Origin of the sequence: Klebsiella aerogenes, from assembly GCA_029027985.1 — a bacterium.
Lineage (GTDB): Bacteria > Pseudomonadota > Gammaproteobacteria > Enterobacterales > Enterobacteriaceae > Klebsiella > Klebsiella aerogenes_A.
This window is the reverse complement of the sequence record CP119076.1, coordinates 1,565,511-1,588,633: the sequence shown is the minus strand read 5'-3', so window position 1 is coordinate 1,588,633 and position 23,123 is coordinate 1,565,511. Positions and strand designations below refer to the sequence as shown.

Sequence of the window (23,123 nt, the reverse complement as noted above, 5' to 3'; positions counted from 1 at the left end):
GAATTAATTGTGGTGACGTACGGCGCGCAGGAATTCCTGGCGGGTATTCTGGCTGGATTTAAATAGACCGCCAAGCGAGGTGGTGGTCGTGGCGCTGGTCGCATCACGGATGCCGCGCGCTTTCACACAGTAGTGCACTGCGTCGATCGATACCGCCACATTGCTGGTGCCCAGCAATGTCTGCAGCGCGGTGAGGATCTGCTGCGTCAGACGCTCCTGCACCTGCGGGCGCTGGGCGAAGAACTGGACGATGCGGTTAATTTTCGACAGGCCGATCACCGAATCTTTCGGGATATAGGCGACCGTGGCTTTACCATCGATGGTAACGAAGTGATGTTCACAGGTACTGGTCAGCGTGATATCACGCACGGTGACCATCTCGTCAACTTTCATTTTGTTTTCGATAACGGTGATCTTCGGGAATCTGGCGTAATCCAGGCCGGAGAAAATCTCGTCAACGTACATTTTGGCGATGCGATGCGGAGTCTCCATCAGGCTGTCGTCACTGAGATCGAGATTCAACAGCTGCATAATCTCAGTCATGTGCCCGGCGATCAGACGCTTGCGAGTTTCATTATCAATTTCTTGTACTGGCGGACGCAGCGGCGTCTCCAGCCCACGAGCGACCAGCGCTTCATGAACGAGTATGGCTTCTTTACTCAATGATGACATTTAGGTTCTCCTGCAGGTGTGGCGCTCTTTGCTCTTCTGAGGGCAAAGTTTGCACTCATTGTGCGTGAGGTGGCGCACATAATCCAGTAGCCGGGGTGATAATTATTGAAATTGGCGCAGCCTTTCATCATTACCGGCGCAGCTGGACGTCGTCGATACGCGAGGCCAGCGAGCGTTACTGCCGCCGCCGCGCGTAATCATTAGTACTGTAGATATGTAGAGACGTTTTTTATAACCCATATGAATGATGCAATAGCTTTACGCTACGGGAAAGTGAAAGTTGCTCACGGGTTAATGAAATATCTGTATTATTAAGCATTACACATAGATACCCAAGGAGCCCTGCATGGAACTGCTTGAAGAACATCGCTGTTACGAGGGTCGGCAGCAGCGCTGGCGGCATCACTCCCGTACTCTGAATTGCGCCATGACGTTCAGCCTCTTTTTACCGCCGACGGCAGCAACCACGCCGCCGCCAGTGCTGTATTGGCTGTCCGGTTTGACCTGTAACGACGAGAACTTCACGACTAAGGCTGGCGCGCAGCGCGTCGCCGCCGAATTGGGTATTGCACTGGTGATGCCGGATACCAGCCCACGCGGCAATGACGTCGCCAATGATGACGGTTACGATCTCGGGCAAGGCGCCGGTTTCTACCTTAACGCCACTCAGGCGCCGTGGGCGACGCACTTCCGCATGTACGACTACCTGCGCGATGAGTTGCCGCAGTTGATTTACAGCCAGTTTACCCTTGCTGACCGCTGCGCCATCAGCGGCCACTCGATGGGCGGCCACGGCGCGTTAATGATGGCGCTAAAAAATCCGGGGCGTTTTACCAGTGTCTCGGCTTTCGCACCCATCGTCAATCCACGCAATGTCCCGTGGGGACAAAAGGCGTTCAGCGCCTATTTGGGTAATGATGAAGCGACGTGGCAAGAATGGGACAGCAGCGCATTAATGCAGGCCAGTCAGGCTGAGAATGCAATCCCCACACTGATTGACCAGGGTGACGCCGACCAGTTCCTCAGCACCCAGCTGCAGCCCGCCGTACTGGCGGAAGCGGCGCGGCAGAAACAGTGGCCGCTGACGCTGCGTATTCAGCCCGGCTACGACCACAGCTACTATTTCATTGCTTCATTTATTGAGGATCACTTGCGCTTTCATGCGCAGCACCTGCTGAGGTAGCCACTCGCCGACCAATTTCCACCACCTGGTCGCCCGCTAGACGGTAGTAATTGGTAATGTGAGTGCTGTTTCTCACCATAATAGATGCGGCGGGCGAAAAAAGCGTTGGCAGAGAGTCGTCAGCTCGGCTGACGACTCTCTTTTACTGTGCGATCAGAAGCGATAATCGACAGCCATAAAGTAGCGTCGGCCATCTTCGGTATAGCTGTAATCATCACGACTCAGGTCTTTGTCGCCAACGTTCAACACGCCGGAGCGCAGCTTCACGCTTTTGCTGACCTGCCACGCGGCGCCAATATCAAACATGGTATAGCCGCCCGGGGTTTTGCCAGTCGCGCTTACCGCGCGCTGCTCGCCGGTGTAGTTCGCCGTCACATAGAAGGACCAGTCCTCCAGCGGCTTCCAGTCGAGGGTGCCATTGGCGGTATGGAACGGCAACGTCTGCAGCGGTTTGTTACCGCCGTTGCTCAGGTCACGACCATCGTTATAGGTGTAGTTGACCGTCAGCTTCCACTCTTCGCCGAACGGCACCTTCACTTCGGTTTCCACACCTTTAATCCGTGCCTTGTTGACGTTGAAGTAGCGGAACACCGGCACACGTTTACCGTTCACGGTTTTCCAGCCAACAAAGTTCGGGTAGCCCGGCGCTTCGCTGGCGCTGGAGGTACGCAGGATATCGATCATATCGTCGACATTGTTCTGGAAGGCGGTCACGCTGCCCTCGATACCTTCCAGCCATCCCTCTTCACCGCTGTAGTACAGACCCAGTTCAAAGCTTTCACTGGTTTCCGGTTTCAGGTCCGGGTTACCGATAATGCTACAACTGCCGCGGCAAGAATTGGTGGTCCAGTCCGGGTTTAGCTGCAGCAGCGACGGCGCTTTAAAGGCCGTCGCCCAGCCGCCCTTCACGGTCACGGTATCGGTCGCGTTATAAACCAGATAAGCACGCGGGCTCCAGTGATCGCCGTAGGTCTGGTGATCGTCCATACGGATACCGGTAGTCAGCGCCAGCGGTTCAACGATCCGCCACTCATCTTCAAGGAACAGTGCATACTGGCTGGCGGAGGTCGATTTACCGCCACTGCTCAGGTTCACCGGATCTTTCAGCTTATCATGGCGCCATTCGCCGCCGAGGGTCACGATCTGGTTGATCATACCCAGCGGCATCACATACTTACCGTCTATCGCGTTACTTTCCGAGGTGATGGTTCCCGACTGCCCCGGGTTTTTGTTATCGACTTTCTCGCCGTAGAATTTCACTTCACTGTTGCCGATATCCCAACGCCCGTTGTGGGTCAGGGAGTAGTTCTGGCGCTCCAGACGGTTTTTGTCGAGAGAATCGGAATCGCGATCCTGTCGATCGAAGCCATAACCTGCGGTAATGTCCTGATTCTCGGTCGGGGTCCAGGCGAACTCGACGTTGCCGTCACGGCTGGTGAAGCCTTCAATGCGCGGCGTTTCACCAGCGGCGCTGCTGGAGGACTGTTGGTCGTCTTTGCTGCGCTTCGCCAGGCTGCCGTAGGCTTTCATGCCCAGTACGCCGTCAATCAGCGGACCGCTGGTGAAGAACTGGCCGTTCCAGGTATCGCCGCGATCGCGGTGTTCCTGAATCGTGGCATCGGTGCTGAGGGTACCGGTCCATTTCTGGCCGATTTTTTTGGTGATGATATTAACGACGCCGCCGAGCGCGTCGGAGCCGTACAGAGAGGACATCGGGCCGCGAACCACTTCGATACGTTCAATGGAATCGACCGGGATCCAGTTAAGGTCGAAATCGTTATGGCGGAAGACGGCGTTACGTGAATTCACGCGTTTGCCATCGATAAGGATCAGCGTATAGCTGCTATCAAGGCCGCGGATGCTGACGCCTTTGCGGTTATCCCCTTCGTTAGTGAGCTGAACGCCTGGCACATCGCGCAGCACGTCCTTCAGGTTCTGCACTGGCTTGCGCTGCAGGTCCTGCTGGGTAATCACGCTGATACTGGCGGGAGCGTCTTTGACGCTCTGTTCAGTCGCCGCGGCGGTGACAACCAACGTTTCGTCATCATTTGCGGCCAGCGCCGGAAATGCTACTGATATGACGGACGCGCACAGTCCCGCCCGGACAAAAGGGTTTAACCTGAACATTCCAAATCTCCATGAGGTCAACAACAAATCAAACAAAGGGGTGCTGCTTTCACATACTGTCGGCACGCGGCTCTTGCGGCTGCGCGCGCAGATTTTTACAGTCGATGTGGCTGGTCGCCCCTTGCGATCGGTGTTGAACGGCAAGATATGGAGATTGGCTTCATCCTGAATTTGCCCAGATGATAAAGATAATGATTACAATTATCAATAAGTGTTTCTATTTGTAAGCCGTTCAGACATAAAAAAACCCTCTTTACAGAGGGTTTTTCGGCGTGCGGCAGAGCGCGGAGTTAGCCTTTAAAGCGCTCCGGGAACCGCATTTCGCTGTAGCGGACGAAACGAGTGCCTTTTACCAGTTTGTAGCCAAACCAGATAACCAGGAACAACGGAATACCGATGTAAGTCGCTGCCACGCCGCCCCAATCGATGGTGTCCTTGAGGAAAGCTTCATAGTTCTGGCCGAGGGTGATAATCAGGCACAGAACAAAGGCGAAGATCGGCCCCAGCGGGAAGAAACCAGAACGATACGGCAGGTTATTGATATCGTTCCCCTGCAACACGTAGCCGCGGCGGAAACGATAGTGACTAATCGCAATACCCAGCCAGGCGATAAAGCCGGTCATCCCGGAGGTATTCAGCAGCCACAGATAAACCGTCTGGTTGCCAAACATCGACGTCAGGAAGCACAGCGCCGCAATCACCGTAGTGGCATACAGCGCGTTGCGCGGCACGCCGCCTTTCGACAGTTTCGAGAAGATGCGCGGCGCTTTGCCGTCGCAGGCCAGGGTGTACAGCATACGGGTAGAAGCGTACATCCCGGAGTTACCCGCCGACAGTACCGCCGTCAGGATAACCGCGTTCATGATCGCCGCCGCAGAGAGCAGGCCGGCATGCTCGAACACCAACGTGAACGGGCTGACCGAAATGTCCTTGACGTCATTACGCAGCAGGCTCGGATCGGTATACGGAATGATCAGGCTGATAATCAGAATCGCAAAGACGTAGAACAGCAGAATACGCCAGAACACCTGACGCACGGCGCGTGGAATGTTTTTCTCCGGATTTTCCGATTCACCTGCAGCGATACCGATAAGCTCAGTTCCCTGGAACGAGAAGCCGACAATCATCGCCACGCCGATCATCGCCGCGAAGCCGCCAGCAAATGGCGCATCATCGATACCCCAGTTGCTCCAGCCCGCAGGCGTCGAACCTTCGAAGATACCGAAAATCATCATGATGCCGACGATGATAAAGATAATAACAGTGGCGACTTTAATCAGCGAGAACCAGTACTCCGCTTCGCCGAAACCGCGAACCGAGATCCAGTTCAGCAGGAACATAATGCCAAGGAACAACGCGCTCCAGATCCAGCCGGGTGTATCCGGGAACCAGTAGCTCATTACCAACTGCGAGGCAACGAGGTCAACCGCGATGGTCACCGCCCAGTTGTACCAGTAGTTCCAACCCAGCGCGAAACCAAAACCTTCTTCGACGTAGTTCTGACCGTAAGTCGCAAAGGAGCCCGAGACCGGCATAAACGCCGCCAGCTCGCCGAGACTGGTCATCAGGAAATACACCATCAAACCGATCAGAATGTAAGAAAGCAGCGCGCCGCCTGGGCCTGCCTGAGAAATTGTTGCGCCAGAGGCAACGAAAAGACCTGTACCGATGGAACCGCCAATCGCGATCATGGTCAAGTGGCGCGCTTTTAGCTCGCGACGGAGCGTGGGCGCTTCTGTGGTTTTAGTTTCCGAAACCATGTGAAAATGCTATCCATCCAAAAAATGAGGCGCGATTGTAGCAGACGATCGCCAGTCCATCCGGTACAAATGCAGAGTTATAAGAGAGCTTCATGATCTGACACAAATTATTAGTAAAGCAGTAATCTTCGGCTGGCGCATAAAAAAAACAGAAAAAAAAAGCGGTGCTTACGCGAGATATACCACTACACCTCGCAGTAGCGGATGAAGCGCTGCAGCGCCTTGGATACGTGTTTTTGCCGATGGCGGATACGCCACAGGGTGCGCGTCAGGCGAGGTAACGGCAGCGTTAGCTCCACCAGCGTACCGGCCTCCAGCTGTTCAGCAATGACCCGCCGCGACAGGCAGCTAATACCTAACCCGTGGCGGACCGCGTGTTTAATCGCTTCAGAGTTGCCAAGCTCCATACCCAACTGAAATGCAGGCAGGTGCGACAACAGGACATAGTCAACGATTTCCCGCGTGCCGGAACCATTTTCCCGCAGGATCCACTGCGCTTCCGCCAGCCGTTGCAACGTCACTTCGCCCTCTAAGAACGGGGAATCCGGCGCGGCGAACACCACCAGTTCATCTTCAATCCACGGCTCGGCGATAATATCCGCCGCATGACACGGCCCTTCAATCAGGCCAATATCCACGCGCAGATCGCTGACAGCATTAATCACATCCTGACTATTGCCGACACTCAGCTCCAACGGTAGCTCAGGAAAATCGCGACGGTAGCGGGCGATGATTTCCGGCAGAATATAGTTGCCGATCGTGCTGCTGGCATAGACGCGGATAGCGCCGTTATCGCCGCGGAACAGCTGTTCTATTTCCCCGGCACGCTCCAGCAGCGCCAGCGCGCGCGGATAAAGTAAGCGACCATGTTCATTGACCACCAGCCGTTTGCCGACGCGGTCAAAAAGCTGTACACCCAATTGCCCTTCCAGGTCGGTCAGCGCCGCGCTCACCGCCGACTGCGACAACGCCAGCATCTGCGATGCCTGCGTGGTCGACCCGCTTTTCAAAACCTCAGCAAAAACTTCCAGCTGCCGTAGCGTGATATGCATAACTCACCTGTTTATTAACCCAATCTGGATAACCATCAGCGCTATGGTGACATAAATCCACACGGCTGTAGCCTGATGGATGACGGGTATACCACTTATTCCGATAAATTATAAACATATAATCAATTTTATTTTTAAACCAGCCGGTCGTATTCTTTGCCCAGACAAAGGAGAAGGTTATGACAGCACTCACTTTACCCACTAAACATCGTCCCCTGCGACATTTCGTCCCGGGATTGGCGCTGACTGCCGCCTTGACCGGCGCCGCGCTTTGGGCGGGCAGCTTTCCCGCCATTGCTGGTGCGGGCTTCAGCGCGCTGACGCTGGCTATCTTATTCGGCATGGTTATCGGTAACACCGTTTACCCGCATATCTGGCAGTCCTGCGATGGCGGGGTCATTTTCGCGAAGCAGTATCTGCTGCGCCTGGGGATCATTCTGTACGGCTTTCGCCTGACATTTGCCCAAATCGCGGATGTCGGCGTCAGTGGGATCCTGATTGACGTACTGACGCTTTCCAGCACCTTCTTTATTGCCTGTTTCCTCGGGCAGAAGGTCTTTGGCCTTGATAAGCACACCAGTTGGCTCATCGGCGCCGGGAGCAGCATCTGCGGTGCCGCGGCGGTTCTGGCTACCGAGCCGGTAGTCAAAGCCGAAGCCAGTAAAGTGACGGTAGCCGTGGCCACGGTCGTTATCTTCGGGACCATCGCTATTTTCCTGTATCCGGCGATGTATCCACTGTTGGCGCACTGGTTTACTCCGGAAACCTACGGCATCTATATGGGATCGACCATGCATGAAGTCGCCCAGGTGGTTGCCGCAGGACATGCGGTTAGCCCGGATGCGGAAAATGCCGCGGTTATTGCGAAAATGCTGCGCGTGATGATGCTGGCTCCATTCCTGCTGTTCATCGCCGCTCGCGTTAAACAGCTGGCGCCGGCCAGTAACGGTGAAAAAAGTAAAATCACTATTCCGTGGTTTGCCATCCTGTTTATTCTGGTGGCGGTGTTTAACTCCTTCCACCTGCTACCGAAAGCCGCGGTTGATATGTTGGTCACGCTTGATACCGTGCTGCTGGCAATGGCGATGGCCGCGCTGGGATTAACCACCCACGTCAGCGCGCTGAAAAAAGCTGGCGCCAAACCGCTGCTGATGGCGCTGGTGCTGTTCGTCTGGCTGATTGTCGGCGGCGGCGCGATTAACTTCGCTATCCATCATCTGATGGGTTAAGCACGACGTTTTCTCATCGATCGACATTCATTGCTGTAACTCTCCGGTTAAGCCGCTATCATTACCCTCCCCCCAGCGGCTTAACTGGAGTTTTTTTATGAAATATATTGGAGCGCACGTGAGCGCCTCCGGCGGGCTGGCCAATGCCGCCATCCGCGCCGCCGAAATCGAAGCGACCGCCTTCGCCCTCTTCACTAAGAATCAGCGTCAGTGGCGCGCCGCGCCGCTAACCGACGAAATCATTACCGAGTTCAAAGCCGCCTGCGAAAAATATCACTTCGGCCCAGGGCAGATCCTGCCGCACGATAGTTATCTGATTAACCTCGGTCACCCGGTCGAAGAAGCGCTGGAGAAATCCCGCGAGGCGTTTATTGATGAGCTAACCCGCTGTCAGCAGCTGGGCTTAACGCTGCTGAACTTCCATCCCGGCAGCCATCTGCAGCAAATCCCGGAAGATGCGTGTCTGGCACGCATCGCCGAATCCATCAACATCGCGCTGGCGAAAACCGAAGGCGTCACCGCGGTTATCGAAAACACCGCCGGTCAGGGCAGCAATCTCGGCTTTAAATTCGAACATCTGGCCGCCATCATCGACGGCGTAGAAGATAAATCCCGCGTAGGCGTCTGCATCGATACCTGCCACGCCTTCGCCGCCGGGTATGACCTGCGCAGCGCGGAAGAGTGTGAAAAGACCTTCGCCGAATTCGAACGCATCGTTGGCTTCCAGTACCTGCGCGGTATGCACCTGAACGATGCCAAAAGCGCCTTTGGCAGCCGCGTCGACCGCCACCACAGCCTGGGCGAAGGCAACATCGGCCATGACGCGTTCCGTTGGATCATGCAGGATAGCCGCTTCGATGGGATCCCGCTGATTCTGGAAACCATTAATCCGGATATCTGGGCGGAAGAAATTGCCTGGCTACGAGCGCAGCAGACTGCCGAAATGGCGTGAAAATAGAGACAAAAAAAGGGCCGAACTCTCGGCCCTTTTCTATTCAGGTTGGATTACGCCGCTTTTTCGACTTCCGCCGCCGGCGCCTCCGGGCGTTTCAGCACCGCGTAAGAGAGGCCCGCGACCAGCGTACCGGCAATAATCGCCAGCAGATAGCCCAGCACCGGGGTGATCGCGCCGGGGATCAGCAGGACGAACAGGCCGCCGTGCGGCGCCATCAGTTTCGCGCCAACCGCCATCGAGATAGCGCCGGTTACCGCACCGCCGACGATACAGCAAGGCAGCACACGCATCGGGTCACGAGCGGCAAACGGAATCGCCCCTTCAGTGATAAAGCACAGGCCCAGCACCAGCGCCGCTTTACCGCCTTCACGCTGCGATTTATCGAACTTGTTGCGCGCGACCAGCGTCGCCAGACCGAGCGCCAGCGGTGGTACCATCCCTGCCGCCATAATCGCCGCCATCGGCGCATAGGTTTGGGTACTCAGCAGCCCCACGCCAAAAGCGTAAGCCGCTTTGTTCACCGGGCCGCCCATATCGGTACACATCATGCCGCCAAGGATCGCGCCGAGCAGAACCGCGTTCGCGGTACCCATGGTTTGCAGCCAGTGGGTCAGCCAGGCCAGGATACCGGCAACCGGTTTGCCGATCAGGTAGATCATCGCCAGACCGACGATCAGGCTGGAAACCAGCGGAATGATCAGAATCGGTTTCAGCGCTTCCATACTCTGCGGCAGTTTCAGCTTCGTGCTGATCAATTTAGCCACGTAACCGGCAAGGAAACCGGCGATGATCCCGCCAATGAAGCCGGAACCGCCGCTAACGGCCAGCATACCGCCGATAAGACCCGGCGTCAGACCCGGACGGTCAGCGATGGAGAAAGCGATAAAGCCCGCCAGTACCGGCACCATTAGCGCAAAGGCCGAGCCGCCGCCGATTTGCATCAGCGCCGCCGCCATGGTGTCTTTCACTTCAAACGCTTTAATACCGAACGCAAACGACAGCGCGATACACAGACCGCCCGCGACCACCATCGGCAGCATATAGGAAACGCCGGTCAGCAAGTGGCGATAAGCGCCAGCCGACTCTTTTTTGCCTTCGCCAGACGCTTGCGATTTACCGGATGGCTGATACGGTTTCGCTTCCGCTACGGCGTTATCCAGTTCCTGCGCCGTTTTCTTCAGCGCCAGACCGGTAGTCGTGCGATACATCGGCTTACCGGCGAATTTCGCCAGATCGACTTCGATATCGGCGGCAACGATCACTAAATCTGCTTGCGCGACCTCTTCCGCAGTGATGGCGTTACCCGCCCCCACAGAACCGCGGGTTTCCACTTTCACCCACCAGCCGCGTTTTTTGGCCTCAGTTTCAATGGCTTCCGCCGCCATAAAAGTATGAGCAACGCCGGTCGGACACGCGGTCACGGCGACAATACGTTTCTGCCCCGGTGCGGCGGCCGGAACGGCTACCGCCGCTGGCGCAACGTACGGCTTCGCATGATCTTTCGCTTCGCCGAGAAACAATTCAGGGTGAGCAACCGCGCGGTTAATATCGCCCAGATAGACATTTTTACCGTTCAGCGCGCTGTCAGCTGGCAGCGAGGTGCCCAACACGATCGCCAGTTCGGCATCGTTCGGGTTATCGATCAGCTCAAGATGCGCTTTCTGCGCCGCGGCGCTGAGCAGGGTTTTCGCCATATAGGCGCGAGCCTGTCCAAGCCCGGCATCGATAATCAGCAGCGTTTTCATTATGCCTCTCCTGCTGTTAATTAAAGGGTTGTAAGTCGACGCGCGCCATCATTGCGGCCAACTGGGTACGATCGGTAATGCCAACGTTGCTCTGGCTCACCGCCAGGGCGGCGACGGCTGTCGCCAGACGCAGCGTGTGCTCGCTGGATTCACGCATCAGCAGGCCGTATATCAGGCCGCCAACCATAGAATCACCGGCGCCGACGGTACTGACTACTTCAACGGAAGGCGGCTTGGCAATCCACTCGCCGGAGGCATTGACCCACAGCGCGCCCTCTTCGCCCAGCGAAATCACCACGTGGGCAATCCCCTGTTCACGTAGCGCATGGGCGGCTTCGATCACGTCTTGCATTTCAAGCAGCTTGCGGCCAGCCCAGATTTCCAGCTCGCGACGATTTGGCTTAACCAGCCACGGCGCGGCTTTCAGCCCGGCCACCAGCGCTTCGCGGCTGCTATCGAAAATAATGCACGGGCACTGGCTGCGCAGACGCGTCATCCAGTCGGTGAAAGCTTCCGGGCTAACGCCGGACGGCAGACTGCCGCTGACGCAAACCATGTCGAACTGGCCCAGCCAGCTCAGTGAATCCGTCACGAAGCGCTCCCAGTCTGCTGGGGTCACTTCAAAACCGGAGAAGTTGAAATCGGTCACTTCACCGTCTTTTTCCGTCAGCTTGACGTTGATACGGGTACGCCCCTGCACCACCTGGAAGCGGTTGGCGATACCCAGTTCGCTGAACAACTGCTGGAAGCCGTCCTGATTGTCTTTACCAAGGAAGCCGCCGACAGTAACGTCGATGCCGAGATCTTTCAGCACTTTCGCCACGTTGATGCCCTTGCCTGCTGCGTGCAGGCCGGTGGTACGTACCAGGTTCACTTCCCCGCGTTCGACTTCCGGGGTAAAACCCACCAGATCGTACGCCGGGTTTAAAGTAATTGTTGCTACACGTCTGCTCATTTATGCGCCCTCCCCAAGGCCTGCGGCGATTGCTTCGCCAATCGCATCCAGCGCTTGTTGCGCATCTTCACCCTGCGCGGTAAAACGCAGACGGTGACCTTTTTTCACACCCAGCGCCACCACCTTCATCAGGCTGCGGCCATTAGCCGGTTTGCCGGAACCATCAAGGTTGGTGACGGTAATGTCGCTGGAGAATTGTTTAATCGTATTAACCAACATGGTGCCCGGACGGGCATGCAGGCCATGCTCGTTACGTACGACAAACTCCGCGTTCAGCACATCTTCAGCCACGGCGTCGTCGCGGGTCAGCAGCGCCAGCAGCGTGGCGGCATCGGCCTTCAGCAGGTGGTCTGCTTTTTTATCAATGAGCAGATTTCCCAGGCGCTGAAGTACCGGCGTCGGCTGCTCATCGGCCATCGCGACGGTGACCAGCAACGCAACCGGCTGTTCGTCGGTGGTAAAAGCGTTAGCAGCGCGGCTGACGGCCACGGCGCTGCGCAGATTGCCTGCCGCGCAGTCGTTCAGCCAGATACCCTGGCCCAGGTTCAGCGGCGCGTCATTAATGGCACGGCTGACAAACTCGGCGCTGACCGCCCCCGCTTCTTTCAACCGCGCGGCGTTCAACGCCTGCAACGTCAGCAGATCGTTAGCGACCACGTCCAGACTCAGCGTCTCGTTATCGAGCTTCAGCGCTTCGCTCTGCTTTTCTCCCATCAACAGGGCGCGCAACTCTTCAGCCGTGGTCACGGTTTTCAGCTGCTCGGCAACCGAGTCGTCGCTCAGGACGTGCGTAAGTTGGCGCAGCAGCCCGAGGTGCTCGTCAGAGCTAGCGGCGATACCGATAGCAACATAAGCAGTCTGCCCTTCACCCCAGGTCACGCCCTGCGGGAACTGATACACCTGCACGCCGGTTTTCAACACCTGATCGCGGGTATCGGTGGTGCCGTGAGGAATCGCAATGCCGTTGCCAAGGAAAGTGGAGGTCTGCTGTTCGCGTGCCAGCATGCCGTTAACGTAGCCGTCCGCCACATTGCCCGCACTCACCAGCGCGGAAGCAATCTGACGTATTGCCTCTTCTTTATTCGCGGCCTGTTGGCCGGGATGGATATCCTGTACAGATAACTGGAACATAGTTCTCCTCTCTGCTGAATTGAATCGTTTCAGCTAACCTGAGAAAAAATACGTCACCCGATGATGGCATAATAACCTGATGACGCTGAAACGTTTCAATTAGTCTGTACCTTTATTGTGCACTGCGCAAGAAAACTCCGCGGCCTGATGACAGAATTTAGAGATACCGCACATTTTTGCTGAAGCACAGGATCAAAAACGCATGCCGCTTCAGCTTTTTGCTGAACGACATAATTTGAAACGCCTTTTTAATTTTTCGTGCCATACCACTGTTCATTTTATGAGTGTCGGCGTAAACTTCGCGTCTCCTGAAACCATCGACATTCCAGCATGCAGAACAGTAGCGCCGCCCTTCCCCGCCGCGGATTTGACCTGACCTCTTCCGCCTTTTTGATCGTCGCTTTCCTGACGGGGATCGCCGGGGCATTGCAAACCCCGACCCTGAGCCTGTTTCTGACCAACGAGGTGCACGTGCGCCCGGCCATGGTCGGCTTCTTTTTTACCGGTAGCGCAGTGATCGGTATTCTGGTGAGCCAGTTTCTCGCCGGACGTTCCGACCGCAAAGGCGATCGGAAACAGCTGATCGTCGTCTGCTGCCTGCTGGGCATGCTGGCCTGTGCGCTGTTCGCCTGGAACCGCAACTACTTTATTCTGCTGTTTGTCGGCGTCTTCCTCAGCAGCTTCGGCTCTACCGCCAACCCGCAGATGTTCGCCCTCGCTCGTGAGCATGCCGATAAAACCGGACGCGAAGCGGTCATGTTCAGCTCGATTCTGCGCGCTCAGGTGTCGCTGGCGTGGGTCATTGGGCCGCCGCTGGCCTATGCGCTGGCGATGGGCTTCGGCTTTGCCGTGATGTACCTCAGCGCCGCCGCGGCGTTTATCGTCTGCGCGTTGATGGTCTGGTTTTTCCTGCCCAGCATGCGTAAGGAAGGCAAAACCGCCGTCGGCCATCTTGAAGCGCCGCGCAGCAACCGCCGCGATGCGCTGCTGCTGTTCAGCATCTGTACGTTAATGTGGGGCACCAACAGCCTGTACATCATTAACATGCCGCTGTTTATCATTGATGAACTGCATCTACCAGAGAAATTGGCCGGGTTGATGATGGGCACTGCCGCCGGTCTGGAAATTCCTACCATGCTGATCGCCGGTTACTACGCTAAACGCTTTGGCAAACGCTTCCTGATGCGGATCGCCGCCGTTGCCGGGCTACTGTTTTATGTCGGTATGCTAACCGTTCATACCCCGGCTCTGCTGCTGGCAATGCAGGCGCTGAACGCGATTTACATCGGTATCCTCGCCGGTATCGGGATGCTCTATTTTCAGGATCTCATGCCGGGTCAGGCGGGCGCGGCGACCACGTTGTATACCAACACCACCCGCGTCGGCTGGATCATCGCCGGTTCGCTGGCGGGCGTGGTCGCGGAAATCTGGAGCTATCACGCAGTGTTCTGGATAGCGCTGGTGATGGGAGTTATCGCCCAGGGCTGCCTGTGGCGTATTAAAGACGTTTAGGGCGCAGTCAACGCTTCGAGATGGATAAGATAGGCCATTGCCTGCTGACGCGTGCTGCTGCACATTTCCGCCGCCGGCTGTAAACCGGCGCAAACTTTCGGGCGCAGCGGCGAGGTAAAAATCTTGCAGCGCAGATGTTCATCGAGCTGCACGCACGGGGTGTTTGCCGGCTTGCCGTCAGGCATTCCGGGAATGGGGCTTGAGATGGACGGCGCAGTGCAACAGGCTCCGCAGTCCGGGCGACATTCCATACCTGACTCCTTAATGAGTGGGGGGCGGACAGTAGCAAAATATCGCTCGTCAGGAAAGCTGAAGCTGAGGATACCGCGTTTTCAGCCGCATCCTTCAGAGATTTGCCTGGAGATAGCAAAAGTCGCGAATTCCGCTTGCCTGGAAGGCCCGGCGCGAGTAGTTTTACGCGATATTTTTGACCCTTTAAGTGACAGGATTACTGCAATGCCAAGAGCGAATGAAATTAAAAAAGGTATGGTGCTGAATTACAACGGCAAACTGCTGATTGTTAAAAACATTGATATTCAGTCTCCTAGCGCCCGTGGCGCAGCAACGCTGTACAAAATGCGTTTTTCCGACGTGCGTACCGGCCTGAAAGTAGAAGAGCGCTTCAAAGGTGACGACATCGTCGATACTGTGACCCTGACCCGCCGTTTCGTTGATTTCTCCTACATCGACGGCAACGAATACGTGTTCATGGATAAAGAAGACTATACCCCGTATACCTTCACCAAAGAGCAGATCGAAGAAGAGCTGCAGTTTATCCCAGAAGGCGGTATGCCGGATATGCAGGTTTTGACCTGGGATGGCCAACTGCTGGCGCTGGAGCTGCCGCAGACGGTAGATCTGGAAATCGTTGAAACCGCACCGGGCATCAAAGGCGCCTCCGCCAGCTCGCGCACCAAGCCAGCAACCCTGAGCACCGGTCTGGTGATTCAGGTTCCGGAATACCTGACCAGCGGTGAGAAAATCCGCATTCATATCGAAGAATGCCGCTATATGGGCCGCGCGGACTAACGTCCCGTGCCTGACGGTAACCCGGCTCTGCGTCGCGCAGGCCGGCTCCGTTCCCGGATAGCGACGCTACGCGCCTCATCCGGGCTACCGGACGGCGCAAAACCGTAGCCCTGCTAAGCGTAGCGCGAGCAGGGAAAACCCCCGGGTGACGGCTGACGCCTGACCCGGGCTACCGGACGGTGCAGAACCGTAGCCCTGCTAAGCGCAGCGCGAGCAGGGAAAACCCCCGGGTGACGGCTGACGCCTGGCCCGGGCTACCAAACGACCAAACCGTAGCCCGGCCGGGCATTCTTCCTACAATATTTACAGCAATTCAGGGTATTTGGTCATTTTCAGCGCCAGCTCTACGCCGCGTACTTCTGCCATCCCTTTCAGGCGGCCAATCGCCGAATAACCCGGATTGGTTTTCTTACGCAGATCGTCAAGCATCTGATGACCATGATCCGGACGGAACGGGATCGGGCGCAGATCGCCGACTTTTTTACGGCGCAGCTCTTCGCTCAGGATCGCATTCACCACCGCCACCATATTGACATCGCCGTTCAGGTGCGCCGCCTCGTGGAAGGTTTTTGGATTCGTTTCACGACAGGTTGAACGCAGATGAGTGAAGTGAATGCGATCGCCAAAGGTTTCCACCATCTTCACCAGATCGTTATCAGCGCGCACGCCATAGGATCCAGTACACATGGTGAAGCCGTTATAAATGCTATCTACCGTCTCTTTCAGCCACTGCATATCTTCAATGGTTGAGACGATACGCGGCAGACCGAGGATTGGACGCGGCGGATCGTCCGGGTGGACCGCCAGACGTACGCCAACTTCTTCACACACCGGCACAATCGCGCGCAGGAAGTAGGCCATGTTCTCACGCAGCTGCGCTTTATCAATGTGATCGTACTCCGCCAGACGAGCGCGGAATTGATCGAGGGTATAGCCCTCTTCCGCTCCCGGCAGACCGGCAATGATATTGCGGGTCAGTTTCTCGATATCCGCCGCGCTCATTGCGCTGAAGTAAGCTTCAGCCTGCTGCTGCTCTTCATCGCTGTAATCCGCCGCCGCGCCGGGGCGCTTGAGGATATGCAACTCAAAAGCGGCAAACGCAATCTGGTCAAAACGCAGCGCTTTGGAGCCGTCAGCCAGTTGGTATTCCAGATCGGTACGCGTCCAGTCCAGAATCGGCATGAAGTTATAGCAAACGGTATCAATACCGCAGGCCGCCAGGTTGCGGATGCTCTGTTGATAGTTGGCAATCCAGGTCTCATATTCCCCGCTGTGGGTTTTGATATCCTCATGCACCGGGATACTTTCCACCACCGACCAGCTCAGACCCTTTTCCGCCAACAGCGCCAGACGCTGTTGAATTTCTGCAAGCGGCCAGACCTGGCCATTCGGAATGTGGTGCAACGCAGTCACGACGCCCGTAGCGCCCGCCTGGCGCACATCATCAAGCGATACCGGATCATTCGGTCCATACCAACGCCAGGTTTGCTCCATCGCAATGCCCTCTCAAAGTTGTTATACCAATAATATGAAACATTATGACGACTACCATACATGCTTCTGGTGGATGGTCAATTTCGCCCGCTGCATTGATTGATCCAGCTCACACTAAGTGGATAAATTCGGCTTACCAATTTAAATTGCTGTCATATAACTTTACACTGCATGATGTTAATCATTGGTTAATCAGGTGTATAAAGATGACAACTATCGCTACCGCCGCACTGCCTGAAAGCGTGCAATTTCCACAGTACGATCGCCGCCAGCTACGCTCGCGGATCGTGCACTTTGGCTTCGGCGCTTTCCATCGCGCGCACCAGGCGCTACTGACTGACCGGGTACTCAACACCAGCGGCGGCGATTGGGGAATCTGTGAAATCAGCCTGTTTAGCGGCGATAAGCTGATGAGTCAGCTTCGCCAACAGGATCATCTGTTTACCGTGCTGGAAAAAGGCGCCGGGGGTAACCAGCCGATTATCGTCGGCGCGGTACATGAATGCCTGAACGCTAAGCTGGATTCACTGGCGGCGATTATCGAAAAATTTTGCGAACCGCAGGTCGCGATTGTCTCGCTGACCATCACCGAGAAAGGCTACTGCATCGATCCGGCTACCGGTAAGCTGGATGCAACACAGCCTCGTATCGTCCACGATCTGGAAAACCCGACGCTTCCGCAGTCCGCTCCCGGTATTTTAGTTGAAGCGCTCGCTCGTCGCCGCGAACGCGGTCTGACCCCGTTCACCGTGCTCTCCTGCGACAACATTCCCGACAACGGTCACGTGGTGAAAAATGCCGTCCTCGGCATGGCGGAAAAACGCAGCCCGGAGCTGGCAACCTGGATTGCTGAACATGTCAGCTTCCCCGGCACCATGGTGGACCGCATCGTCCCTGCGGCCACCGACGAATCTCTGGCGGAGATCGCCTCAGTGATCGGCGTTGAAGATCCCTGCGCCATCAGTTGCGAGCCGTTTATTCAATGGGTCGTCGAAGATAACTTCGTCGCCGGGCGCCCAGCCTGGGAAACGGCGGGCGTACAGATGACCGATAACGTTCTACCGTGGGAGCAAATGAAGCTGCGCATGCTCAACGGCAGCCACTCTTTCCTCGCCTGGTTGGGCTATCTGGCAGGTCTGGCGCACATCAGCGACTGTATGCAGGATGAGGCCTTCCGCCATGCCGCCCGCCGCCTGATGCTTGATGAACAAGCGCCGACGCTGTCGATTACCGGCGTCGATTTGGTCGCCTATGCCGACAGTCTGATCGCGCGTTTCACCAACCCGGCGCTGAAGCACCGCACCTGGCAAATCGCCATGGACGGCAGCCAAAAGCTGCCGCAACGTATGCTCGACGGCATTCGCGTCCACCTCGCGCGCGGCAGTCGCTGGCCGCTGCTGGCGCTGGGCGTGGCCGGTTGGATGCGCTACGTCAGCGGCGTAGATGACGCCGGACAGGCAATTGACGTGCGCGACCCGCTGGCCGACAAAATCCAGCAGCTGGTTGCCGCCAGCTCGCAAGACGATCGCGTCAGCGCCCTGCTCAGCCTGGAAGAGATATTTGGTCAGGATCTGCCAGGTAACCCGCAGTTTGTCGAAGATATCACTGTAGCCTGGCATCAACTGGCGGAACTTGGCGCTCGCGAAACCGTCGCCAGAGCGCTGCGCGCTTAACAATTTCTGCTATTTAGCGGACAGAATGTTTTTCTGTCCGCAGTATCCCTTCTCTTTTCCCCTTTTTTTCGCCAGGATAGTCTCGACTGTTACAACATTACATTTCTATGCTGGAGAAAATGTGACCAAAACTAACCTGATCACGGGATTTCTCGGCAGCGGTAAGACGACCTCTATTCTTCATCTGCTGGCCCACAAACCTGTGGATGAAAAATGGGCCGTGCTGGTCAACGAATTCGGCGAAGTCGGCATCGATGGCGCTCTGCTGGCGGAAAGCGGCGCGTTGCTAAAAGAGATCCCCGGCGGCTGCATGTGTTGCGTCAACGGCCTGCCGATGCAGGTTGGACTCAACACCCTGCTGCGCCAGGGGAAACCTGACCGTCTGCTGATCGAGCCGACCGGGCTTGGCCATCCGAAGCAAATCCTCGATATCCTGACCGCCGCCGTGTACGAACCGTGGATCGATCTGCGCGCCACCCTGTGCATTCTGGATCCGCGTCAGCTGCTGGAAGAGAAGATCGTCACCAATGATAATTTCCGCGATCAACTGGCTGCCGCCGATGTGATCGTCGCAAACAAAGCCGATCGAGCGACGCCGGAAAGCTGCGCCGCGTTCGATGCCTGGTGGCAACAATATGCCGGCGAGCGCCTGCAGGTGAGCACTACCCAGGGAGAGCTCGATCTCGCGCTGCTGGACCTGCCGCGGCGCAACACCGCACCGCTGCCGGCAAGCCCTGACCACGTCCATAGCCACGGGCAAAAACAAGGTTTGGCGGCGTTAAGCCTCCCGGCGCATCAACGCTGGCGTCGCAGCCTGAATAGCGGCCAGGGATACCATGCCTGCGGCTGGATTTTTGATGCCGATACTCAATTCGACACCGTCGGACTGTTGGAATGGGCGCGTCTGGCGCCGGTAGGCCGGGTGAAAGGCGTGATGCGCATTGCTGAAGGGTTAGTGCGCATCAACCGTCAGGGGCTCGACCTGCACATCGAAACGCAAAACGCGCCGCCGCCGGATAGCCGCATCGAGCTGATTTCCGAATCTGATGTTGACTGGAATGCGCTGCAGTCCTCGCTGTTGAAGCTTCGTTTAAGTTAATGCGGCTATTTTTGGCCACTGTTTAAAAATCGCATTTGTTATGACTAAAAACCAAATACCCCTTATCTTGTTGCTAAACGCTGCGGGCGTGGCCCTATTTTGTTCCTGGTATCTACCGGCAAACCACGGTTTCTGGTTCCCGCTCGATTCGACCATTTTCCACTTTTTCAACCATGGTGTCGGCACCAGCCACGCGTACGCCTGGCTGTTAGCCATCATCAACAACCGTGCCTTCGATGCCTGCTCATTGCTGTCGATGGGGTGCCTGATGCTGAGCTTCTGGATAAAAGCGCAGAGCGCCGAGCGCCGCCGCATCGTGATTATGGGGCTGGTGATGCTACTCGCCGCCGTGATTATCAACCAGCTGGCCCAGCATCTGATGCCGGTAAAACGCGCCAGCCCATCGCTCTCCTTCAGAGACATCACGAAAGTCAGCGATGTTGTCTCATTGCCGACCAAAGACGCGTCAAAAGACAGCTTCCCGGGCGACCACGGCATGATGTTGCTCATATTTGCTTCGTTTATGTGGCGTTATTTCGGCCGGCGGGCGTTGGTTATTTCACTGGTTATTTTTGTGGTCTTTGCCTTCCCGCGAGTCATGATCGGCGCCCACTGGTTCACCGATATTGCCGTCGGCTCGCTTAGCGCGGTATTGATTGGCGCGCCATGGGTGTTAATGACCTCGCTTTCCGACAAAACGATCGCCTGGTTTGACCGTTCGCTTCCAGGCGGAATAACCAGGAATTAAGATCATTTTTACATTTTATTAATATTATCCATAAGGGGTCGTTCTGACCCCTTTTTATCTATTCGCCGATGATTTATACATGGCATCATCTTCCTGTCACATTAATCATCATTGGAATGAAGGTGTTGCATATTTTTTAGGCAAAAAAAGCCCTATTTTCTCCTTTGCCGATGATTCACTTTTTGTCGCAAAAATACTTATAAGAAATCACGCAAAACCGCTCGCCATCCCACGGTTGATAGGGTAATCTCTTTCTCGTTTTGCCTTCCCAAGCAGCATGAATTCATCATTTGAATAAAATTGTGCGGTACTCCACAAATTTATGCTTAAGGAATTGTCTCATTGCTTTCAGGAATCTAGGCTCTACCACGTTTGGCATTTTTTATAACGACATTGTCGTTAAGGACAACAAGGGAAAATAAACATAATGGTCAAATCTCAGCCGATTTTGAGATATATCTTGCGGCTCGCGCCCGCGATTGCAGCAGCGGTTCTGCTTTCCGCGTGTAGTTCAACAAGTACCGCCAGAAATATGCATTCTGAGACGCATGCTGTGGGTAGTGGCGATTTATCATCACTGCAAGCCTCTCAGGATGAATTTGAAAAGATGGTCAGCAATCTGGACGTGAAGTCCCGCTTGATGGACCAATACGCTAGCTGGAAAGGCGTGCGTTACCGCCTCGGCGGCAGCACCCGGAAAGGGATTGATTGTTCAGCATTCGTTCAACGCACTTTCCGTGAACAATTTGGCCTGGAACTGCCTCGCTCCACATCCGAGCAGCAAGATTCCGGCAAATCGATTTCGCGCACCCAGTTGCGTACCGGTGATTTAGTTCTGTTCCGTGCAGGCTCTACTGGCCGTCATGTTGGTATTTACATCGGCAATAACCAGTTTGTACATGCCTCCACCAGCAGCGGCGTCACCATCTCAAGCCTGGATGAGCCGTACTGGAAGAAGCGCTATAACGAAGCACGCCGCGTTCTGAGCCGTTCCTAATCTTCTTCTTACCGTGAGTTATCCCTTGGCTGACGGTAAGAAATGAAAAAACACTGCCCCGGCGGTGTTTTTTTGTCTTTCTGCCGATGAACTCCGCAAATTAAGCTATCTCTTTTAAAGGAGATGGAACACTATTCTTTTGGCATCCCATTGGCGTGATTCAATAATACGGACAGATTCTGGCCTATGCTAACCCGCTACTTTTCACCCCGACGTAAAATCTGGTTCACCAGTATTTGTATCGGCATTGCCGTCGCCCTGCTGGCTGGCAGCATCCAGTTTATGGTCATCTACCACAACCGATCTGAACGCTTCGATCAGATAATCAAAAACGTCAGCTACTATCTCGATAGCTACTTTAGCGATTTAAACAAAACTATCGCTGGCCTCCAGCCGCTGCTCGACCAGCCCTGCGAACATATCGACTCCGGCTTAGCCGCCAGAGCCGCTTTTAGCCCCAACGTACGCGCCTTCCTGCTGGTAAAAAACGGCGAAGCGTTCTGCTCATCCGCAACAGGGGCCATGAACACGCCGTTTAAGCAGCTGATCCCCGAGTTGAATACCGACAAAGCAGTGGATATGGCCATCCTGCAGGGTACGCCGATGATGCCGGATTCCGCAGCGCTGGCGCTGTGGGTTCAGCGCCCGGGCGACAAGGACAGCGGGATCTTTGTATCAATCAACGCTAACCTGACACCCTATATTCTCTATTCCGCACGGCAAAATGATTTCAGCGGTATTGCGCTGGCTATCGGCCATACCGCAATATCCACCTTCAGCAGTACGATTATCGACCCGCAGTCCTTACACAACGATCCCATACGCCAGCTTCAGGTTCCCGGGTTGCCGCTTAACGTGTATCTCTACGCCAATAGTTGGCTTGGCGAGAATACACAATTCGCTTTGCTGCTCGGCGTGGTATGCGGCATGCTCACCGGTTTGCTCAGCTACTACATCCTGACGATCAAATCCGATCCGCGGAAATCGATCCAGTTGGGGATCAAAAATAACCAGTTCTACGTGGTCTACCAGCCGGTAGTGAAAGCCGATACACTACAGATTAGCGGCGTTGAAGTGCTCATGCGCTGGCGGCATCCGGTGGTCGGAGAAATCCCGCCCGATGTGTTTATCAATCTGGCGGAAACACAGCAGATGATCGTCCCCCTCACCCATCACCTGCTCGCGTTGATTATCCGCGACATCCCCACCCTGCAGCGTATTTTGCCGGCAGGCACTAAGCTTGGCCTCAATATTTCGCCCGCGCACCTGCATACAGACGGTTTTCAGCAAGATATGCAGCGCTTTGCTGCCGCGCTGCCGGCAAACTACTTCGACGTGGTGCTGGAGATCACCGAGCGCTCCATGATTGATAAAAACAAATCGATGGCTATTTTTGACTGGTTGCACCAGCAAGGCTTCGAAATCGCCATCGATGACTTCGGCACCGGCCATAGCGCACTTATCTATCTTGAACGCTATAACTTTGACTATCTGAAGATCGACCGCGGTTTTGTGCAGGCCATCGGCACCGAAACCGTCACCTCGCCGGTACTGGATGCAGTTCTCACGCTAAGTCGTCGCCTGCAGTTGAAAACCGTTGCCGAGGGTGTCGAAACGCCAGAGCAGGCGGAATGGCTACGCGACCATGGTGTGCAATATCTGCAGGGCTACTGCTTTAGTCGCCCGCTACCGCTGGAGAAACTGGTTGCCGCCCATGATGAACCGGCAAAGTATTTCACAAGCCGCTAAGGGTCGCTTATGA

The 23,123-nt window shown here is 55.7% G+C and carries 19 protein-coding genes; 10 read left to right on the top strand and 9 right to left on the bottom strand.

What is annotated here, in order from left to right; translation table 11 throughout:
• Nucleotides 1–3 precede the first annotated feature (3 nt).
• Nucleotides 4–672, bottom strand: coding sequence for a GTP cyclohydrolase I FolE (gene folE, locus PYR66_07545; protein WEF29556.1), 669 nt, complete (start codon nt 670–672; stop codon nt 4–6).
• Nucleotides 673–1,018: 346 nt separating this feature from the next.
• Between folE and fghA the strand changes: the two genes are divergently transcribed.
• A complete protein-coding gene (fghA, locus tag PYR66_07540) occupies nt 1,019–1,855 on the top strand; it encodes an S-formylglutathione hydrolase (protein WEF29555.1) in 837 nt (278 codons plus the stop codon).
• A gap of 153 nt (nt 1,856–2,008) precedes the next feature.
• Here fghA and cirA read toward each other — a convergent pair whose 3' ends face one another.
• From cirA to yieE, 3 genes are all read right to left on the bottom strand, one after another.
• Nucleotides 2,009–3,982: a catecholate siderophore receptor CirA gene (gene cirA / locus PYR66_07535; protein ID WEF29554.1), complete on the bottom strand. Its 1,974-nt coding sequence runs from the start codon at nt 3,980–3,982 to the stop codon at nt 2,009–2,011.
• A 290-nt stretch (nt 3,983–4,272) separates the two neighbouring features.
• Nucleotides 4,273–5,742 carry an amino acid permease gene (locus PYR66_07530; GenBank protein ID WEF29553.1) on the bottom strand — a complete coding sequence of 490 codons (1,470 nt, stop codon included), beginning with the start codon at nt 5,740–5,742 and terminating at the stop codon, nt 4,273–4,275.
• A 185-nt stretch (nt 5,743–5,927) separates the two neighbouring features.
• Nucleotides 5,928–6,794, bottom strand: coding sequence for a DNA-binding transcriptional regulator YeiE (gene yieE / locus PYR66_07525; protein ID WEF29552.1), 867 nt, complete (start codon nt 6,792–6,794; stop codon nt 5,928–5,930).
• A gap of 179 nt (nt 6,795–6,973) precedes the next feature.
• Between yieE and PYR66_07520 the strand changes: the two genes are divergently transcribed.
• Both PYR66_07520 and nfo read left to right on the top strand, forming a co-directional pair.
• Nucleotides 6,974–8,023, top strand: a complete 1,050-nt coding sequence (locus PYR66_07520; GenBank protein WEF29551.1) for a YeiH family protein — start codon at nt 6,974–6,976, stop codon at nt 8,021–8,023.
• Between the two features lie 97 nt (nt 8,024–8,120).
• Complete coding sequence (gene nfo / locus PYR66_07515) at nt 8,121–8,975, top strand: deoxyribonuclease IV (GenBank protein WEF29550.1); 855 nt, start codon at nt 8,121–8,123, stop codon at nt 8,973–8,975.
• Nucleotides 8,976–9,028: 53 nt separating this feature from the next.
• Here the strand turns inward: nfo and fruA are convergent, their stop codons facing one another.
• The 3 genes from fruA to fruB are packed head-to-tail and all read right to left on the bottom strand — an operon-like array spanning nt 9,029 to nt 12,809.
• Nucleotides 9,029–10,723, bottom strand: a complete 1,695-nt coding sequence (gene fruA, locus PYR66_07510) for a PTS fructose transporter subunit IIBC (GenBank protein ID WEF29549.1) — start codon at nt 10,721–10,723, stop codon at nt 9,029–9,031.
• A gap of 16 nt (nt 10,724–10,739) precedes the next feature.
• A complete protein-coding gene (fruK, locus tag PYR66_07505; GenBank protein WEF29548.1) occupies nt 10,740–11,678 on the bottom strand; it encodes a 1-phosphofructokinase in 939 nt (312 codons plus the stop codon).
• Nucleotides 11,679–12,809: a fused PTS fructose transporter subunit IIA/HPr protein gene (fruB, locus tag PYR66_07500; protein ID WEF29547.1), complete on the bottom strand. Its 1,131-nt coding sequence runs from the start codon at nt 12,807–12,809 to the stop codon at nt 11,679–11,681.
• Nucleotides 12,810–13,139: 330 nt separating this feature from the next.
• On the opposite strand from fruB, the gene setB reads away from it, so the two are divergent.
• Complete coding sequence (gene setB, locus PYR66_07495; protein WEF29546.1) at nt 13,140–14,321, top strand: sugar efflux transporter SetB; 1,182 nt, start codon at nt 13,140–13,142, stop codon at nt 14,319–14,321.
• On the opposite strand, the gene PYR66_07490 is transcribed toward setB, so the two are convergent.
• The gene (locus PYR66_07490; GenBank protein WEF29545.1) at nt 14,318–14,572 is read right to left on the bottom strand and encodes a YkgJ family cysteine cluster protein; all 255 of its coding nucleotides are present in this window, start codon (nt 14,570–14,572) and stop codon (nt 14,318–14,320) included. The genes setB and PYR66_07490 overlap by 4 nt on opposite strands.
• A gap of 205 nt (nt 14,573–14,777) precedes the next feature.
• Here PYR66_07490 and yeiP point away from each other — a divergent pair, with 205 nt between their 5' ends.
• A complete protein-coding gene (gene yeiP / locus PYR66_07485; GenBank protein ID WEF29544.1) occupies nt 14,778–15,350 on the top strand; it encodes an elongation factor P-like protein YeiP in 573 nt (190 codons plus the stop codon).
• A 303-nt stretch (nt 15,351–15,653) separates the two neighbouring features.
• On the opposite strand, the gene uxuA is transcribed toward yeiP, so the two are convergent.
• The gene (uxuA, locus tag PYR66_07480) at nt 15,654–16,844 is read right to left on the bottom strand and encodes a mannonate dehydratase (protein ID WEF29543.1); all 1,191 of its coding nucleotides are present in this window, start codon (nt 16,842–16,844) and stop codon (nt 15,654–15,656) included.
• Nucleotides 16,845–17,050: 206 nt separating this feature from the next.
• On the opposite strand from uxuA, the gene PYR66_07475 reads away from it, so the two are divergent.
• The 5 genes from PYR66_07475 (at nt 17,051) to PYR66_07455 (ending at nt 23,110) form a co-directional block, all read left to right on the top strand.
• Nucleotides 17,051–18,517 (top strand): fructuronate reductase, encoded by a 1,467-nt coding sequence (locus tag PYR66_07475; protein WEF29542.1) that lies wholly within the window; start codon nt 17,051–17,053, stop codon nt 18,515–18,517.
• 121 nt (nt 18,518–18,638) lie between these two features.
• On the top strand, nt 18,639–19,616 hold the full coding sequence (locus tag PYR66_07470) for a GTP-binding protein (protein WEF29541.1): 978 nt from the start codon (nt 18,639–18,641) through the stop codon (nt 19,614–19,616).
• A gap of 40 nt (nt 19,617–19,656) precedes the next feature.
• Nucleotides 19,657–20,364 carry a phosphatase PAP2 family protein gene (locus tag PYR66_07465; protein ID WEF29540.1) on the top strand — a complete coding sequence of 236 codons (708 nt, stop codon included), beginning with the start codon at nt 19,657–19,659 and terminating at the stop codon, nt 20,362–20,364.
• 427 nt (nt 20,365–20,791) lie between these two features.
• On the top strand, nt 20,792–21,361 hold the full coding sequence (mepS, locus tag PYR66_07460) for a bifunctional murein DD-endopeptidase/murein LD-carboxypeptidase (GenBank protein WEF29539.1): 570 nt from the start codon (nt 20,792–20,794) through the stop codon (nt 21,359–21,361).
• 186 nt (nt 21,362–21,547) lie between these two features.
• Nucleotides 21,548–23,110 carry a cyclic di-GMP phosphodiesterase gene (locus PYR66_07455; protein ID WEF29538.1) on the top strand — a complete coding sequence of 521 codons (1,563 nt, stop codon included), beginning with the start codon at nt 21,548–21,550 and terminating at the stop codon, nt 23,108–23,110.
• The last annotated feature ends 13 nt before the right edge of the window (nt 23,111–23,123 follow it).

What these genes read in the sequence shown, in the direction of transcription:
- folE (WEF29556.1), bottom strand. Translation starts at nt 672, where the DNA reads ATGTCATCATTGAGTAAAGAAGCCATACTCGTTCATGAAGCGCTGGTC.
- fghA (WEF29555.1), top strand. Translation starts at nt 1,019, where the DNA reads ATGGAACTGCTTGAAGAACATCGCTGTTACGAGGGTCGGCAGCAGCGC.
- cirA (WEF29554.1), bottom strand. Translation starts at nt 3,982, where the DNA reads ATGTTCAGGTTAAACCCTTTTGTCCGGGCGGGACTGTGCGCGTCCGTC.
- PYR66_07530 (WEF29553.1), bottom strand. Translation starts at nt 5,742, where the DNA reads ATGGTTTCGGAAACTAAAACCACAGAAGCGCCCACGCTCCGTCGCGAG.
- yieE (WEF29552.1), bottom strand. Translation starts at nt 6,794, where the DNA reads ATGCATATCACGCTACGGCAGCTGGAAGTTTTTGCTGAGGTTTTGAAA.
- PYR66_07520 (WEF29551.1), top strand. Translation starts at nt 6,974, where the DNA reads ATGACAGCACTCACTTTACCCACTAAACATCGTCCCCTGCGACATTTC.
- nfo (WEF29550.1), top strand. Translation starts at nt 8,121, where the DNA reads ATGAAATATATTGGAGCGCACGTGAGCGCCTCCGGCGGGCTGGCCAAT.
- fruA (WEF29549.1), bottom strand. Translation starts at nt 10,723, where the DNA reads ATGAAAACGCTGCTGATTATCGATGCCGGGCTTGGACAGGCTCGCGCC.
- fruK (WEF29548.1), bottom strand. Translation starts at nt 11,678, where the DNA reads ATGAGCAGACGTGTAGCAACAATTACTTTAAACCCGGCGTACGATCTG.
- fruB (WEF29547.1), bottom strand. Translation starts at nt 12,809, where the DNA reads ATGTTCCAGTTATCTGTACAGGATATCCATCCCGGCCAACAGGCCGCG.
- setB (WEF29546.1), top strand. Translation starts at nt 13,140, where the DNA reads ATGCAGAACAGTAGCGCCGCCCTTCCCCGCCGCGGATTTGACCTGACC.
- PYR66_07490 (WEF29545.1), bottom strand. Translation starts at nt 14,572, where the DNA reads ATGGAATGTCGCCCGGACTGCGGAGCCTGTTGCACTGCGCCGTCCATC.
- yeiP (WEF29544.1), top strand. Translation starts at nt 14,778, where the DNA reads ATGCCAAGAGCGAATGAAATTAAAAAAGGTATGGTGCTGAATTACAAC.
- uxuA (WEF29543.1), bottom strand. Translation starts at nt 16,844, where the DNA reads ATGGAGCAAACCTGGCGTTGGTATGGACCGAATGATCCGGTATCGCTT.
- PYR66_07475 (WEF29542.1), top strand. Translation starts at nt 17,051, where the DNA reads ATGACAACTATCGCTACCGCCGCACTGCCTGAAAGCGTGCAATTTCCA.
- PYR66_07465 (WEF29540.1), top strand. Translation starts at nt 19,657, where the DNA reads ATGACTAAAAACCAAATACCCCTTATCTTGTTGCTAAACGCTGCGGGC.
- mepS (WEF29539.1), top strand. Translation starts at nt 20,792, where the DNA reads ATGGTCAAATCTCAGCCGATTTTGAGATATATCTTGCGGCTCGCGCCC.
- PYR66_07455 (WEF29538.1), top strand. Translation starts at nt 21,548, where the DNA reads ATGCTAACCCGCTACTTTTCACCCCGACGTAAAATCTGGTTCACCAGT.